The organism is Allobosea sp. 10N428, assembly GCF_056394545.1.
Genome location: NZ_JBFTIC010000001.1, coordinates 879,003 through 892,777, shown reverse-complemented (window position 1 = coordinate 892,777; position 13,775 = coordinate 879,003). Strand labels below are relative to the sequence as shown.

The 13,775-nt window shown below is 65.8% G+C and carries 14 protein-coding genes; 11 read left to right on the top strand and 3 right to left on the bottom strand.

The window, feature by feature from the left end; genetic code table 11:
• Window positions 1-63: 63 nt before the first annotated feature.
• Window positions 64-1,509 carry a cation diffusion facilitator family transporter gene (locus AC1DDA_RS04155; RefSeq protein ID WP_476794756.1) on the bottom strand — a complete coding sequence of 482 codons (1,446 nt, stop codon included), beginning with the start codon at window positions 1,507-1,509 and terminating at the stop codon, window positions 64-66.
• A 92-nt stretch (window positions 1,510-1,601) separates the two neighbouring features.
• Between AC1DDA_RS04155 and AC1DDA_RS04150 the strand changes: the two genes are divergently transcribed.
• From AC1DDA_RS04150 to AC1DDA_RS04125, 6 genes are all read left to right on the top strand, one after another.
• The gene (locus AC1DDA_RS04150) at window positions 1,602-2,051 is read left to right on the top strand and encodes a VOC family protein (protein ID WP_476794755.1); all 450 of its coding nucleotides are present in this window, start codon (window positions 1,602-1,604) and stop codon (window positions 2,049-2,051) included.
• Between the two features lie 4 nt (window positions 2,052-2,055).
• The gene (locus tag AC1DDA_RS04145) at window positions 2,056-2,952 is read left to right on the top strand and encodes a PfkB family carbohydrate kinase (RefSeq protein ID WP_476794754.1); all 897 of its coding nucleotides are present in this window, start codon (window positions 2,056-2,058) and stop codon (window positions 2,950-2,952) included.
• A gap of 66 nt (window positions 2,953-3,018) precedes the next feature.
• Window positions 3,019-3,438 (top strand): hypothetical protein, encoded by a 420-nt coding sequence (locus AC1DDA_RS04140; protein ID WP_476794753.1) that lies wholly within the window; start codon window positions 3,019-3,021, stop codon window positions 3,436-3,438.
• Window positions 3,439-3,568: 130 nt separating this feature from the next.
• Window positions 3,569-4,453: a DUF1003 domain-containing protein gene (locus AC1DDA_RS04135; protein ID WP_441512266.1), complete on the top strand. Its 885-nt coding sequence runs from the start codon at window positions 3,569-3,571 to the stop codon at window positions 4,451-4,453.
• Between the two features lie 95 nt (window positions 4,454-4,548).
• Window positions 4,549-5,586, top strand: coding sequence for an ABC transporter substrate-binding protein (locus AC1DDA_RS04130; protein WP_476794752.1), 1,038 nt, complete (start codon window positions 4,549-4,551; stop codon window positions 5,584-5,586).
• 93 nt (window positions 5,587-5,679) lie between these two features.
• On the top strand, window positions 5,680-6,369 hold the full coding sequence (locus AC1DDA_RS04125; protein WP_476794751.1) for an urease accessory protein UreE: 690 nt from the start codon (window positions 5,680-5,682) through the stop codon (window positions 6,367-6,369).
• A 167-nt stretch (window positions 6,370-6,536) separates the two neighbouring features.
• Here the strand turns inward: AC1DDA_RS04125 and uxuA are convergent, their stop codons facing one another.
• The gene (uxuA, locus tag AC1DDA_RS04120; RefSeq protein WP_476794750.1) at window positions 6,537-7,733 is read right to left on the bottom strand and encodes a mannonate dehydratase; all 1,197 of its coding nucleotides are present in this window, start codon (window positions 7,731-7,733) and stop codon (window positions 6,537-6,539) included.
• A 47-nt stretch (window positions 7,734-7,780) separates the two neighbouring features.
• Window positions 7,781-8,623 (bottom strand): GntR family transcriptional regulator, encoded by an 843-nt coding sequence (locus tag AC1DDA_RS04115; RefSeq protein ID WP_441512269.1) that lies wholly within the window; start codon window positions 8,621-8,623, stop codon window positions 7,781-7,783.
• Between the two features lie 14 nt (window positions 8,624-8,637).
• Between AC1DDA_RS04115 and AC1DDA_RS04110 the strand changes: the two genes are divergently transcribed.
• The 5 genes from AC1DDA_RS04110 (at window position 8,638) to dusA (ending at window position 13,757) form a co-directional block, all read left to right on the top strand.
• Complete coding sequence (locus AC1DDA_RS04110) at window positions 8,638-9,828, top strand: extracellular solute-binding protein (protein WP_441512270.1); 1,191 nt, start codon at window positions 8,638-8,640, stop codon at window positions 9,826-9,828.
• Window positions 9,829-9,918: 90 nt separating this feature from the next.
• Window positions 9,919-10,986, top strand: coding sequence for an ABC transporter ATP-binding protein (locus tag AC1DDA_RS04105; RefSeq protein ID WP_476795120.1), 1,068 nt, complete (start codon window positions 9,919-9,921; stop codon window positions 10,984-10,986).
• A complete protein-coding gene (locus AC1DDA_RS04100; protein ID WP_476794749.1) occupies window positions 10,983-11,873 on the top strand; it encodes an ABC transporter permease in 891 nt (296 codons plus the stop codon). The genes AC1DDA_RS04105 and AC1DDA_RS04100 overlap by 4 nt, the downstream gene beginning before the upstream one ends.
• Window positions 11,874-11,877: 4 nt before the next feature.
• Window positions 11,878-12,708 carry an ABC transporter permease gene (locus tag AC1DDA_RS04095; protein WP_149130289.1) on the top strand — a complete coding sequence of 277 codons (831 nt, stop codon included), beginning with the start codon at window positions 11,878-11,880 and terminating at the stop codon, window positions 12,706-12,708.
• Between the two features lie 50 nt (window positions 12,709-12,758).
• The gene (dusA, locus tag AC1DDA_RS04090; protein ID WP_476794748.1) at window positions 12,759-13,757 is read left to right on the top strand and encodes a tRNA dihydrouridine(20/20a) synthase DusA; all 999 of its coding nucleotides are present in this window, start codon (window positions 12,759-12,761) and stop codon (window positions 13,755-13,757) included.
• The last annotated feature ends 18 nt before the right edge of the window (window positions 13,758-13,775 follow it).

Genomic DNA, 13,775 nt, shown 5'->3' with positions numbered 1-13,775 from the left:
TTTTGGAGGTCCCTCGGGAAAGAGATTCTCGGGCCTGCGCTTCGCTTCGCCCGCGAATGACGGCTAGGAACCGGCCGAAACCGCCGGCTCGGCATGGCTGACCAGCCGGCAGACTTGCGGACGCGCGATCCGCACCGCCCGCTCGATCGCATCGACCGCGTCATGCACGGCCACGACGTTCAGGGCGGGGTCGACGCGGCAGTGATAATTGACCACCAGCCCCTTGGCTGTCTGGCGCACGCGCACGCTGTGGATGTCGTGGATAGGGCCGCCGAGCTTCGCAGTCTCGCCTGCCAGCGCCTTGCCGATATCCTCGACAGTCTCCCAGGCAGCGTTGTGGCCATGAGGCTGGCCGGTCTCCATCGGCTCGATATGGGTCTCGACCTCCGTCTCGCCGCCGAATTCCGCCCGGATTGCGTTTTCGAGCCGGGTCGCGATCTCGTGCGCCTCGCCGAGCGGCAAGTCGGCATCGACCTCCATGTCCAGGCTGACCGAGAGTTTGCCGCCGATGCTGTGGACAGTGACATGGTGCACCGGGATCTTCAGCTTGAGAGCGATCAGGAGCACGCGCTCCAGCGCCGTTTCGTCATCGACCTGGACTGGATCGGCCGTGATGGTGATCTCGGCATCGGGCTCGGCCTTCAGCAGGGCCCCGCCGAGCTCGGCCTTGATCGCGGTGACGCGGTCAAGCGGCAGCGTCCGCGAGACGCTGATGCCGATCTCGCCATGGACGCGCCCGCCGGCGGGCCGGACCCTGAGCCAATTGATCCCGACCACGCCCGGCACGCGCCGCGCGGCCTCGCGCAGCTTTTCGGTGACCCCTTCGGGCGCAGTGTCCATCAGCGTGTCGAGGACGCGGCGGGCCAGCCGGAAGGCCGAGAAGGCGGTGTAGGCCGCGATGGCGAAGGCGGCGGCCGTGTCGGCGCGCTCGAAGCCGTACCAGATGCCGATGAGGCCGGCGAGAACAAGCGCCGAGCCGACGAAATCGGCCGAGAAATGCGTGGCTTCGCCGGCGAGCGCCTCGCTGCCGGTCTCCTTTGCGACCTTGGTGAGCGAGCGCCAGCGGATGGCGTCGACCGTCATCGAGAGAAGCATCACGCCGATGACCAGCGGCGTCACCGCGACGTGCTCGATCAGGTTGTGCCACAGCCTGCTGCCGGCCTCCCACAGGATCGCGCCGGCAAGCGTGAACAGGATCGCGGTCTCGACCAGCGCCGCCAGCGCCTCGACCTTGCCATGCCCGTAATGGTGTTCGTCGTCGGCCGGCTTGTCCGAGGCGCGCACGGCGAACCAGGTGAACAGCGTCGAGCCGACATCGACCAGCCCCTGCAGCGCGTCCGTCAGCAGGGCGAGCGAACCGGAAATGATGGCGCCGACGATTTTCGCTGCCGTGAGCAGGATGGTCGCCATCACCGAAAGGATCGCGGCGCGCTGCTTGATCTGTGCGATCTGGGCGGGCGTGGCGCGCTCAGGCGGCGCCATCAATGGGCCGTCTTGCGTTGTCGTCATGGCTCGTCCTGCTTGGCGTACCTTGGAACGCGGCAGGTCTTGCCCGAATTAGAGAAAGGATCAACCCTGTTCCCGCTCAACGAGGAAAGACGATGCGATATCTCCACACCATGGTCCGCGTGACCGATCTCGATCAGGCGCTCGATTTCTACGTCAACAAGTTCGGGCTGGTCGAAACCCGCCGCATCGAGAGCGAGAAGGGCCGCTTCACGCTAGTCTTCCTCGCCGCGTCCGACGATCTGGCCGAGGCCAAGGCCGGCGCCTCGCGCGGCCGCCCGACGCTCGAGCTGACCTATAACTGGGACCCGGAAACCTATACGGGCGGGCGCAATTTCGGCCATCTCGCCTATGAGGTCGACGATATCTACGCGACCTGCGAGAAGCTGATGAAGGCCGGCGTAACCATCAATCGTCCGCCGCGCGACGGCAACATGGCCTTCATTCGCTCGCCCGACAACATCTCGATCGAGCTGCTGCAGAAGGGCGATCCGAAGCCTTTGGCCGAACCCTGGGCCAGCATGCCGAACACCGGGGCCTGGTGAGATCTTGGCCGGCGTCTTCTGCCTCGGCATCGCCACGCTCGACTACGTCTACAGCGTCGAGGCCATGCCGACCCGCGGCGAGAAATACCGCTCGCGCGGGCTCGCCGTAGTCGGCGGCGGCTGCGCCGGCAACGCCTCCGTCGCCATCGCGCGGCTCGGCGGCGCCTGCTGGCTGGCGACGCGCCTGGCCGACGATCTGACCGGCGACCAGATCGTCGCGGATCTGAAGGCGGAGGGCGTCGACGCCGCTTTTGCAAGGCGCGTCGTCGGCCTGACCTCGCCGGTCTCCGCCATCCTCGTCGATGCCGAGGGCGAGCGCATGGTGATCTCCCATTCCGACCCGGCGATGCCGGAGGACGCCGATTGGCTGCCTCCGCGCTTGCCGGAAGGCGCCGACGCCGTCCTCGCCGACACGCGCTGGGGCGAGGGGGCGTTGGCGGCGCTGAAGCTCGCCCGCGCCGCCGGGGTTCCCGGCGTGCTCGACGGCGACCGCAGGCCGCCTCATCCGGAGCTCGTCGGGACGGCGAGCCATGTCGCCTTCAGCCAGCAGGCATTGCGCGAGCTCTCTGGCGAGGAGGATCCGCGAGCCGGGCTCGCGAAGGTGGCGGCGGATGTCCCGACCTGGCTGGCTGTGACGCTCGGCAAGGAAGGCGTGCTCCATGTCGAGCAGGGCGAGGTTCGCCACAGCCCGGCTTTTCCCGTCGAGACCGTCGATACGCTGGGCGCGGGCGATGTCTGGCACGGCGCCTTCGCCCTGGCGCTCGCAGAGGGGCAGGCGGAAGCTGACGCGATCCGATTCGCCTCCGCCGCGGCGGCCATCAAGTGCACCCGCTTCGGCGGCCGCAGCGGCGCGCCCCGCCGCGACGAGGTCGAGCGTTTCCTGGCTGAGGCGTCGCGATAGCCCGATTGCCGGTGGGCGCCTTCGGCCCGGCTTCCGTTCTCCTGTCGGCGTTCTCCGGGGCGTCGCATGTCCGTCACGCAGCTCGGGCATCTGGCCGATGCGCAGCCGCGCATCGGATCAATCTCAGGAGAGAGCATCATGCTGGCGATCCAGGGTCTGAAATGCATCTACGACACCACCGGGCGGGGCTGGTCGATCGAACTTGTCCTCAGGGCAGACGGCGAGGAGGTGGTGCGTCGCTTCGAGGTCGATGGGCCCGATGATGCCGAATTGCTGATCGAAGCCTTCGAGGATTCTTCGGTCAGCGCTTTCGATCCCGAAACCGGCGAGATCGTCTTCGGTTACGAATATCTCGACCTCGACGCCGGAGAAGAGGACGAAGAAGAGGACGAGGAAGAGGCGGCCGAGAACGATGATGAAGACGAGGATGACGAGGACGACGATTCGGCGGAAGATGCCGAAGACGACGAAAAGCTGAAGGCCTGAGTCTGGTATCGGCTGAGCGGAGCCCGGAGGAGTCGGTTCCTTCGGGCATTTCCGGGCGGCGAAGCTGCTCGCAGGAAAATGACCGGACGCGGCGCCGAGCGCCGCGACGGGGAAGAGGCATGATGCACGCATGACAAATCTGGAGAGCGAAATTCCAGCTGTGCCGCCGGTCCCCGTGATCGAGCCGCCGACGTCCCACAGTCCGCTCGGCAAGAAGCGTGGCATCTGCGCCATCAGCGGCCAGGATATGGCCCGTAGGAACCTCATCGAGATCGGCACGCTGCGCCCCGCGCTCGTCGATCACATCCGCGCCGACTTTCCGGATCTGCCCGACCACGCGCTGATCAGCCTGAAGGAGCTGGCGCGTTATCGGACGCGCTATGTCGAGGAGATCCTGCGCGAGGAGCACGGCGAATATTCCGACCTCGATCGGGAGGTGGCCGAGAGCATCGCCCGACAGGAGACCATCGCCGAGAACGTCGAGGACGATTTCGAGGAGCATCGCACGCTGGGCGAACGCCTCTCCGACAATCTCGCGAGCTTTGGCGGTTCCTGGGCCTTCCTGATCAGCTTTGGCATCGTGCTTGTCGTCTGGATGGCGATCAACGCCGCGATCGGGGAGGGCAAGGCCTTTGACCCCTATCCCTTCATCCTGCTCAATCTCGTCCTGTCCTGCATTGCGGCAGTGCAGGCGCCGATCATCATGATGAGCCAGAAGCGGCAGGAAACGAAGGACCGGCTGCGCTCGCTCAACGACTATCAGGTCAATCTGAAGGCCGAGCTCGAAATCCGGCATTTGCATGAGAAGATGGACCATCTGATTACGCGGCAATGGCAGCGCCTCGCCGAGATCCAGCAGGTCCAGCTCGAGATATTGCAGGATACGCAGTTGCCGAAGGCCAAGCCGAAGCGCCGCAAGAAACCGGCCGCCAAGAAGAAGCGGGCCGTGCCGGCCGATGTGGCAGAACAGGAAGCAGACGCGCTTCCTCTGGCCAATCCCGAGCGGAAAGCCTAGCGGGCGCAGTCGCATTCGATGGCTCCGCTTGGTCCTTGACTCCCCATTGGTCGGCCGATTTCTTCGTCGGCAAACGAATCTGATGGAGGAAAATGATGTTCGCTTCGCGTTTCGCGACTGCCGGCGCGCTGCTTGCCGGCCTTGTGCTTGCGGCCGCTGCCCAGCCGGCCTTCGCCCAGGGGCAGGTCACGGTCTATTGCTCGATCCTCGAAGAACAGTGCCGCGAAGGCGCGGCGATGTTCGAGAAGGCGACCGGGATCAAGGTCTCGATGATCAGAAAGAGCACTGGCGAGGTCTATGCCCAGGTCAAGGCCGAGGCGAGCAATCCGCGCGGCGATGTCTGGTGGGGCGGGCCGGGCGAGCCGCATCTGCAGGCGGCCGACGAAGGGTTTCTGGACGAGTACAAGTCGCCGAAGTTGCCGGAGCTGCATGACTGGGCGCAGCGCCATGCCGAGCAGTCGAAGTTCCGCACCAATGGCATTTATCTCGGCGCGCTCGGCATCGGCTACAACACCGAGGTGCTCAAGAAGAAGGGCATCGCCGCCCCTAAATGCTGGGCCGATCTGCTCGATCCCAAGCTGCGCGACGAGGTCCAGATCGCTGATCCCAGCTCGTCGGGCACGGCCTATGTCTTCCTGGCGACGACGGTGCAGCGCCTCGGCGAGGAGAAGGGCTTCGAATTCCTCAAGGACCTCCACAAGAACATCAGCCAATACACCAAATCCGGTATCGCACCGGTGAAGGCGGCCGCGCTCGGCGAGACGGCGGTCGGCATCGCCTTCATCCATGACATGCTGACGCAGAAGCTCCAGGGCGCGCCGATCGAGACCGTCGCCCCCTGCGAGGGCACCGGCTACGAGACCGGCTCGGTCTCGATCATCAAGGGCGGCAAGAACCCTGAAGCCGCGCGCAAATTCGTCGATTTCACGCTCTCGCCCGATGCGCAGAACATCAATGCGAAGCTGAAGATCAACTCGATCCCGTCGAACAAGAACGCGCTGCTCTCGCCGGACGCGCCGAAATTCGCCGAGATGAAGCTGATCGACTACGACACGCCGCGTTGGGGCTCGCCGGCCGAGCGCTCGCGCCTGCTCAAGAAGTTCGACGCCGAGGTCAAGGCGCTGCCGCGCTGACCTCCCACGATCCCGCGAGCTTGGTAGCGCGCCCCTCGGTTTGTGCTACTAAGCTCCGGTCCGGGCTTGAAGCCTCGCGCTCCAGCCCCAGCCATGGGATCGCCGCATATGCTTCGCGCCACTTCCGTCCTTCGCAAAGCCGCTGTTCGCGCCGAGCGCGTCGTCGATACGCTCAGCCTTGGATATCAGGACCGCAACAGCAACGGCGTCACAGTGACGGCTGCAGGCGGGCTCGAATTCGCGATCGATCTCGACAAGCCGGCGACGCTGAACGACGGCGATGCGCTGAAGCTGGAGGATGGCCGCCTCGTGCAGGTCAAGGCCGCTCCTGAAAGCCTTCTGGAAGTCCGTGCCGAGAACCCGCTGCGGCTGGTGCGCCTCGCCTGGCATCTCGGCGGCCATCATGTCCCGGCGGAAATGACGCCCGACGCGCTCTATATCCCCAGTCATCCCGCTTTGGCCGAGCTGGTTCGCGGCCAGGGCTGTTCGATGAYGGATGTCGAGCGCGCGTTCCAGCCGGAGCAGGAGGCCCACCATCACGCCCACGGCGATGACTGCGGCTGCGGGCACGATCATCACGATCACGGGCATGCCCATCACGGGCATGACCACGGCCATGGGCATCATCACGAGCACCATGGCCACGATCACGCACATGAGCACCATCACGCTCACGGCGAGGGTTGCGGCCATGATCACGACCATCACGGCCACGGTGATCACGATCATGGTCGCGGCCATGGCGCCGCCGATGGCCACAAGGGCCATTCCCACGATCACTGAGGCGCCGATACCGCGTCATGCTCGGGCTTGACCCGAGCATTTCCGGCCAAAAGGGGTTTTTTGTCCTGAAAGCGTTTCTCGGGTCTCCGCTACGCTTCGCCCGAGAATGACGGCTTTGGACTATCTTGAGCTATTGCAAATGCGGGCATGAGCCCGCCTTTTGCATCTCATGCAGCGTAACCCTTGAGCTGCGCCAGCGTGGTCATTACGCCGCGCAGCTCCGCGAGGCCACGCAGGCGCCCGACCGCCGGGTAGCCCGGAAAACTGCCCTTGCCGACATCGTCCAGCAACTCGTGGCCGTGGTCAGGGCGCATCGGGATGCGCCAATGCGGGATGCCGGCGGCACGGCGGCGCTGCTCCTCGGCCATCAGCACGTCGATCAGCGCCACCATGTCGGTATCGCCGCCGAGATGCTCGGCTTCCATGAAGGAGCCGTCCGGGTCCTTGGCGACATTGCGCAGATGCGCGAACCAGATTTTGTCGGCGAAGCGTCGCGCGATGCGGGGCACGTCATTCTTCGGATTGGCACCGAGCGAGCCGGAACACAGTGTGAGACCGTTCGACGGGGAATCGACCGAGCCGAGGATGTAGGCGACGTCGTCCTCGGTCGAGCAGATCCGCGGCAGGCCGAAGAGCGAGCGCGGCGGGTCGTCCGGGTGGATGCACATGCGGATGCCGACTTCCTCGGCGGTCGGGATGATCGCCTCGAGGAAACGCTTCAGATTGGCCCGCAGCTTGTCATGGGTCATGCCGGCATAGCGATCGAGGATGCGGGCGAGGCCGGGCAGGTCGTAGCGGTCGAAGGCGCCGGGAAGGCCGGCCATGACGCTGGAGAGCAGCCGGTCGCGATCGGCTTGCGAGGACTTGTCGAACCAGGCCTTGGCCTTGTCCATCACCTCGGCCGAATGCCCCTCCTCGGCGCCCTTGCGCTTCAGCATGAAATGATCGAGCGCGACATATTCATGCAGGTTGAAGCGCAGTGCCGTGCCACCGCCGGGCAGCTTGTGGGCGAGTTCGGTGCGGGTCCAGTCCAGCACCGGCATGAAGTTGTAGCAGATCACCTCGAGTCCGCAGGCCGCGAGGTTGCGCATCGACTGCCGGTAGTTCTCGAAGACGGTTTCAAGGTCGCCTTCGCCGATCTTGACGCTCTCATGGATGGGCAGGCTTTCGACCACCTTCCATTCCAGGCCGAAGCTTTTGTCCGAGCGGATGATCGCCTGGCGCTTCTCGATCTCCTCGACGCTCCAGACCACGCCGTAGGGGATCTGGTGCAGCGAGTTCACGATGCCGGTCGCCCCGGCCTGCCTGGCCTGAGCCAGAGTCACGACATCGTCCGGCCCGAACCAGCGCCAGCATTGTTCCATTGTCGGTAATCCTTCGAGAAAAATCGCTTTATCGGGGCGGATGGGCCTCAGGAGGCATCGTGCTCGAGGCGTGAATCGTCGAATGCGTCCGCATGGTCCTTCGCGATCGTGTCGATCGTCGCGAAGACGGTGCGCAGATGCGCGCGCATCGCGGCCTCCGCGCCTTTTGCGTCATGTTTCATGACGCAGGCGGCGATGATCCTGTGCTCGTGCAGGATCACCTCGGACCAGGACGGGGTTTCGAGGGAGAGGCAGCGCACCCGGTCCATCTGGGCCTTCACGCCCTCGATCATGCTCCAGACGGCCCGGTGGCCGGCGATGCGCGAGATTTCGGCGTGGAACACCTCGTCGAGGCGGAAAATCTCGGACCGGTCCTGTCGCCGCACGGCCTCCGCCTGCTCTTCGATCTGCGCTTCGAGCCGGCGGCGGTCGGCGTCGCCGATGCACTGGGCGGCGAGCACCACGGTGCGGCATTCCAGCGTCTCGCGGACGAACTGGCTGTCATGGACGGCGGCGAGGTCGATCGGCGCGACGAAGGTGCCGACCTGCGGCACCGCGACCAGGAAGCCCTCGTCGACAAGCCGCTTGAACGCTTCCCGCACCGGGGTGCGGCTGACGCCGAAGCGCAGCGCCATCCGCGCCTCGGACATCGATTCGCGGGGCTTCAGCGCGCCGCTGATGATGTCCGTGCGTAGCACGCTGTAGATCTGATCCGTGCTATGACGGGCTGCAGGGTGGGCCATTGCCAAGCTCTTGATGACTAGTATACTAGGATACCGATCAACCGGGGGCTGCGTCAACTTGGCAGGTTCCCGGGTCGCAAGGCGGGCTCCGGATGCGGCGGCCGGACCGTCGGAACATAAAAAAGCTGAAGAAGCGGGCATCCGCATCTGGAGGAGAAAACATGGCTCAGGACAGCATCAATCGGCGCCATTTCATTGGTGGCGTCGCGGGTCTCGGCGCAGCAATGCAGGCGCCGGGCGTCTTCGCGCAGCAGCTCAAGCTGCCGGCATCGCCGCTCACGATCAGCATCATCGACGTCGGCGGCGCCTTGGCGCTGGTTCAGACGCCGCTTGAGAATTACGCCAAGGCAAACCCCAAGGCCGTCTCGCGGATGGTCTTCACCAAGGCTCCGGCGCCCGAGCTGCCGGCTAAGCTGAAGGCCCAGCAGAACGCCGGCCGTTCCGACATCGACTTCGTCATCGGCGGTCTCGACGTGCTCTCCGCCGGCATCGACCAGAAGCTCTGGATCGAGCTGTTCCCGCGCTTCGCTTCCGAATTGCCGAAGCCCGACGACGTGCTCCTGAAGCCGGCGCTCGCCATGCACAATCTCGGGCAGGGCCAGGCCATGGCGATGGTCTATTACCCCTCCGGCCCGCTGCTCGAGTACATGCCGGACAAGGTCAAGAACGTGCCGACCACGGCCGAGGAACTGCTGGCCTGGACGAAGCAGAACAAGAACCGCTTCCTCTATGCCCGCCCGGCCAATTCGGGCCCCGGCCGCACCTGGATCATGGGCCTGCCCTACATCCTCGGCGACAAGGACCCGAAGGATCCGGAGAAGGGCTGGGACAAGACCTGGGCCTATCTGAAGGAGCTCGGCGAGAACATCGAGTACTATCCGGGCGGCACCGGCGCGACGATGAAGGAACTCGGCGACGGCTCGCGCGACATCATCGTCAGCACGACGGGCTGGGACATCAACCCGCGCGTGCTCGGCATCGTGCCGAAGGAAGCCAAGATCCAGGCGCTCAAGGGTTTCCACTGGGTCACCGACGCCCAGTACATGATGATCCCCAAGGGCGTTTCCGACGAGAAGCTCGCCGTTCTGCTCGATCTGGTCCGTCACATGCTGACGCCCGCGCAGCAGGCCTTCACCTATGACGAAGGCTATTTCTATCCGGGTCCGGCCGTGAAGGACGTGCCGCTCTCGATGGCGCCGGCTTCCAGCCAGAAGGCCATCGCCGAGTTCGGCCGCCCCGAATACGAGAAGCTGATCGCCGACAACCCGATGGAAACGCCGCTCGATCCGGAGAAGATGGTCGTCGCCTTCCGCATCTGGGACGAGCAGGTCGGCGGCGCCAAGAAGAAGTAAGACCGGTCACGGTGGCGGGCTTCGGCAGTAGCCCGAAGTCCGCCGCCGTGCGTTTTGACCCCGCTCTCAGATCATCCGGAAGCCATGACCATCAACGCAGCTTCGTTCCGCGAGCTCAAGCTCGACCGCCTGAGCCGTGACTTCGGCACCCACAACGCGCTCAAGGACGTCTCGCTGACGATCGGCAAGGGCGAGTTCATCGCTTTGCTCGGGCCTTCCGGCTGCGGCAAGTCTACGACCCTGAACCTGATTGCCGGCCTGCTGCCCGCGACGGGCGGCGGCATCTGGCTCGACGACAAGCGCATCGACCCGCTGCGGCCGGAAGAGCGCGGCTTCGGCATGGTTTTCCAGAACTACGCCCTGTTCCCGCACATGACGGTGAACAAGAACATCGGCTTCGGCCTCAAGATGCGCGGCATGCCGCGCGCCGAGATCGACAAGCGCGTGGCGGAAGCCGCGGCGCTGGTGCATTTGCAGGGCCAGACCGAGAAGCTGCCCGGCCAGCTTTCGGGCGGGCAGCAGCAGCGCGTCGCCATCGCGCGCGCCATCGTCGTCGAGCCGCCGCTCGTGCTGATGGACGAGCCGCTCTCGAACCTCGACGCCAAGCTGCGCCTCGAGATGCGTGCCGAGATCCGCCGCATCCACAATACGCTCGGCGCCACCACGATCTACGTTACCCACGATCAGGAGGAGGCGCTTTCGCTGGCCGACCGCATCGTCGTGCTGCGTGACGGGCAGGTTCGCCAGGTCGGCACGCCGGAAGACCTCTTCCTGCGGCCGGACCATCTCGACGTCGCCGAGTTCATGGGCTTCCGCAACAAGGTGAAGGGCAAGGTCGTCTCGGCAGGCGAGGGCAGGGCGACCGTGGCCGTCGGCGATGCGCAGCTTTCGGGCCGCGCCCGCGCTGCGGTCTCGGCCGGTGCCGACGGCACTCTGGCCATCCGCCCGGAGGATCTGCATCCCGTGGCATCCGGCCAGCCCGGCCTCAAGGCCAAGGTGGTCTCGACCGAGTTCCGCGGCCGCGAGTTCGTCGGCTTCGCCCGCATGGCTGACGGTACCGACCTCTCCTTCCTGGCCCGCGACAAGCTGTCTCCGGGCGAGGCGGTGACGCTGACCGCCGATCCCGAACGCGTCCTCGTCTACGGAGGGGCGGCGTGAGCACGGACCTCTCCTCCATCCCGCTGAAGCAGAGGCTGGCCGCGCGTGGCTTCGACGGGCTGACCCTGCTCGTCGTGCCGGCGATCCTGTTCCTGCTGGCGCTGTTCATCTACCCGTTCCTCTACGGGCTCGTCCTCTCTTTCGAGCCGAAGGCCGGCGGCGTCTTCGCCAACTACCAGCGCTTCTTCTCCGATTCCTTCCTCTATGGGACGATCGGAACCACGCTGTGGCTCGCCCTGCCGGTGACGGTCGCGACGCTCCTGCTCGCGATCCCGGTCGCCTTCCGCGTCCGGCTGATGCGGAATCAGCGCCTGCTGACGACCATCCTGGTCATCCCGATCACGCTCGGCACCGTGCTTGTCGCTCAAGGCCTGCTAAACTATCTCGGCCCGCAAGGCTGGTTCAACCGCACGCTGATGACGCTCGGCCTCATCTCGACCCCTGTGAAGCTGCTTCACAACTACTGGGGCGTGATGCTGTCGCTGGTCATCACCGGCTTCCCCTTCACCTTCCTGCTGACGCTCTCCTACCTCTCCGGCATCGATCCGGCGCTTGAGCAGGCGGGCGCGACGCTCGGCGCCGGCCCCTGGGAGCGCTTCAAGCACATTCTCCTGCCGCTGCTGCTGCCGGGTCTCGCCATCACCTTCTGCCTGAGCTTCGTGCAGGCCTTCTCGGTCTTCCCCTCGGCGGTGCTGCTCGGCGCGCCGGCCGGGCCGACCCGCGTGATCTCGATCGCGGCCTATCAGGCGGCCTTCGAGGAATACGATTACTCGATGGCGTCCGCCGTCGCGATGATCATGGGCATGGTTCAGCTTGCCATCGTCGTCGTGGTGCTGGCGGCGCGCGGCCTGCTCTATCGCGGCCCTGCTGGCGGCGGAAAGGGCTGAGCCGATGGTCAAGGATACACGTCTCTCGACGAAGCTCTGGGCGGCCGCCAACTGGACGCTAATCGGCTTCTTCATCGTCAACCTCTTCGCGATGATCGCGACGGTGGTGACGTCCTCCTTCGCGACGCGCTGGCTCGGCACCTGGCTGCCGGCCGGTTGGACGACGCGCTGGTACTCGGCAGCCTGGGCCGAGTTCCAGCTCCACGACGTGCTGCTGGTCACCTTCCAGATCGTCTTCCTGGTGGTGGCGCTCTCAGGGCTGATCGGTGTGCCCGCGGCCTATGCGCTGGCGCGGCGGGATTTCCCGGGCAAGAAGCTGGTGATGCTGCTCTTCCTGCTGCCGCTGCTGGTGCCGCCGATCACCTTCGGCATTCCGCTCGCGACCGTGCTCTACCAGACCGGCTTTGCCGGCCAGATGTCGGGCGTGGTGCTGGCGAACCTCGTGCCGACCGTGCCCTTCGTCATCCTGGTGATGATCCCGTTCATCGAGCAGATCGACACCAAGATCGAGTCGGCGGCGCGCGTCTTCGGCGCCAACACCTTCAAGCTCTTCGTGCATGTGCTGCTGCCGCTGCTGATGCCCGGCATCCTCGCTGCATTGCTGCTGGTGCTGGTGCGGACGCTGGCGATGTTCGAGCTGACCTTCCTGACGGCCGGCCCGACCAGCCAGACGCTCGTCGTCGCGCTCTACTATGCGGTCTTCGCTGCCGGCGTGCGCGCGGTGCAGTCGATCGACGCCATGGCCGTGATCTACATGATCACGACGCTGATCTGGCTGATCATCGCTCTGCGCTTCGTCAACCCGACGCAGATCGTCGCCCGCGCCAAGAAGTGAGGCGACGACCCGGCGTGCAAAATCGCGCCGGATGCGTTAGGGGAGCGGCCATGAACTTGCCGCTCCCGAACATGCGCTTCTCCGTGGCGCCGATGATGGACTGGACCGATTCCGCCTGCCGGATCATCCACCGCCTGATGTCGCGCCGTGCGCTGCTGTACACCGAGATGGTGACGGCGCAGGCGGTGATCCGCGGCGACCGCCAGCGCCTGATCGGCTTCGATGCCGGGGAACACCCGGTCGCGCTGCAACTCGGCGGCAACGATCCAAAGCTCCTGGCCGAAGCGGCGAAGATCGGCGCCGATTTCGGCTATGACGAGATCAATCTGAATTGCGGCTGCCCTTCCGACCGCGTCCAGGGCGGGGCCTTCGGCGCCTGCCTGATGCGCGAGCCGGCGCTGGTCGGCGATTGCGTCGCGGCGATGAAGTCCGCGGTGTCCATTCCCGTGACCGTGAAATGCCGCATCGGCGTCGATGATCAGGACCCGGAAGTGGCGCTCGACGCTCTCACTGCTTCTGTCCACGCCGCGGGCGTCGATGCGCTGATCGTCCATGCCCGCAAGGCCTGGCTGCAGGGCCTCTCGCCCAAGGAGAACCGCGAGATCCCGCCGCTCGATTATGAACGCGCCTATCGCCTGAAAGCGGCCAACCCCGATCTGCCGATCGCCATCAACGGCGGCATCAAGGCGCCGTCCGAATGGCCACGGCATCTGGAGAAGCTCGACGGCGTGATGATCGGCCGCGAGGCGTATCAGAACCCGGAGATCCTGCTGCAGGTCGATCCGCTGCTCTTCGGTTCGGATGCGCCCGTGCCGGATGCCTTCGCCATGCTGGAAGCGCTGGAGCCGCATATCGCCGCGCGTCTCGAGCGGGGCGGGAGGTTGCACGCCTTCACCCGCCACCTCGTCGGACTGTTTCCGGCCCGCCCCGGCGCACGCCTCTTCCGCCGCCATCTCGCAGAGCGCTGCGTGGGAGCGGATGCGACGCTGGACGATCTGCGCGCTGCCGTCGCGCATGTCTCGCGACACGAGGCTGCCGTGGCGGCCTGAGCCGGCGTTCAGGTCACG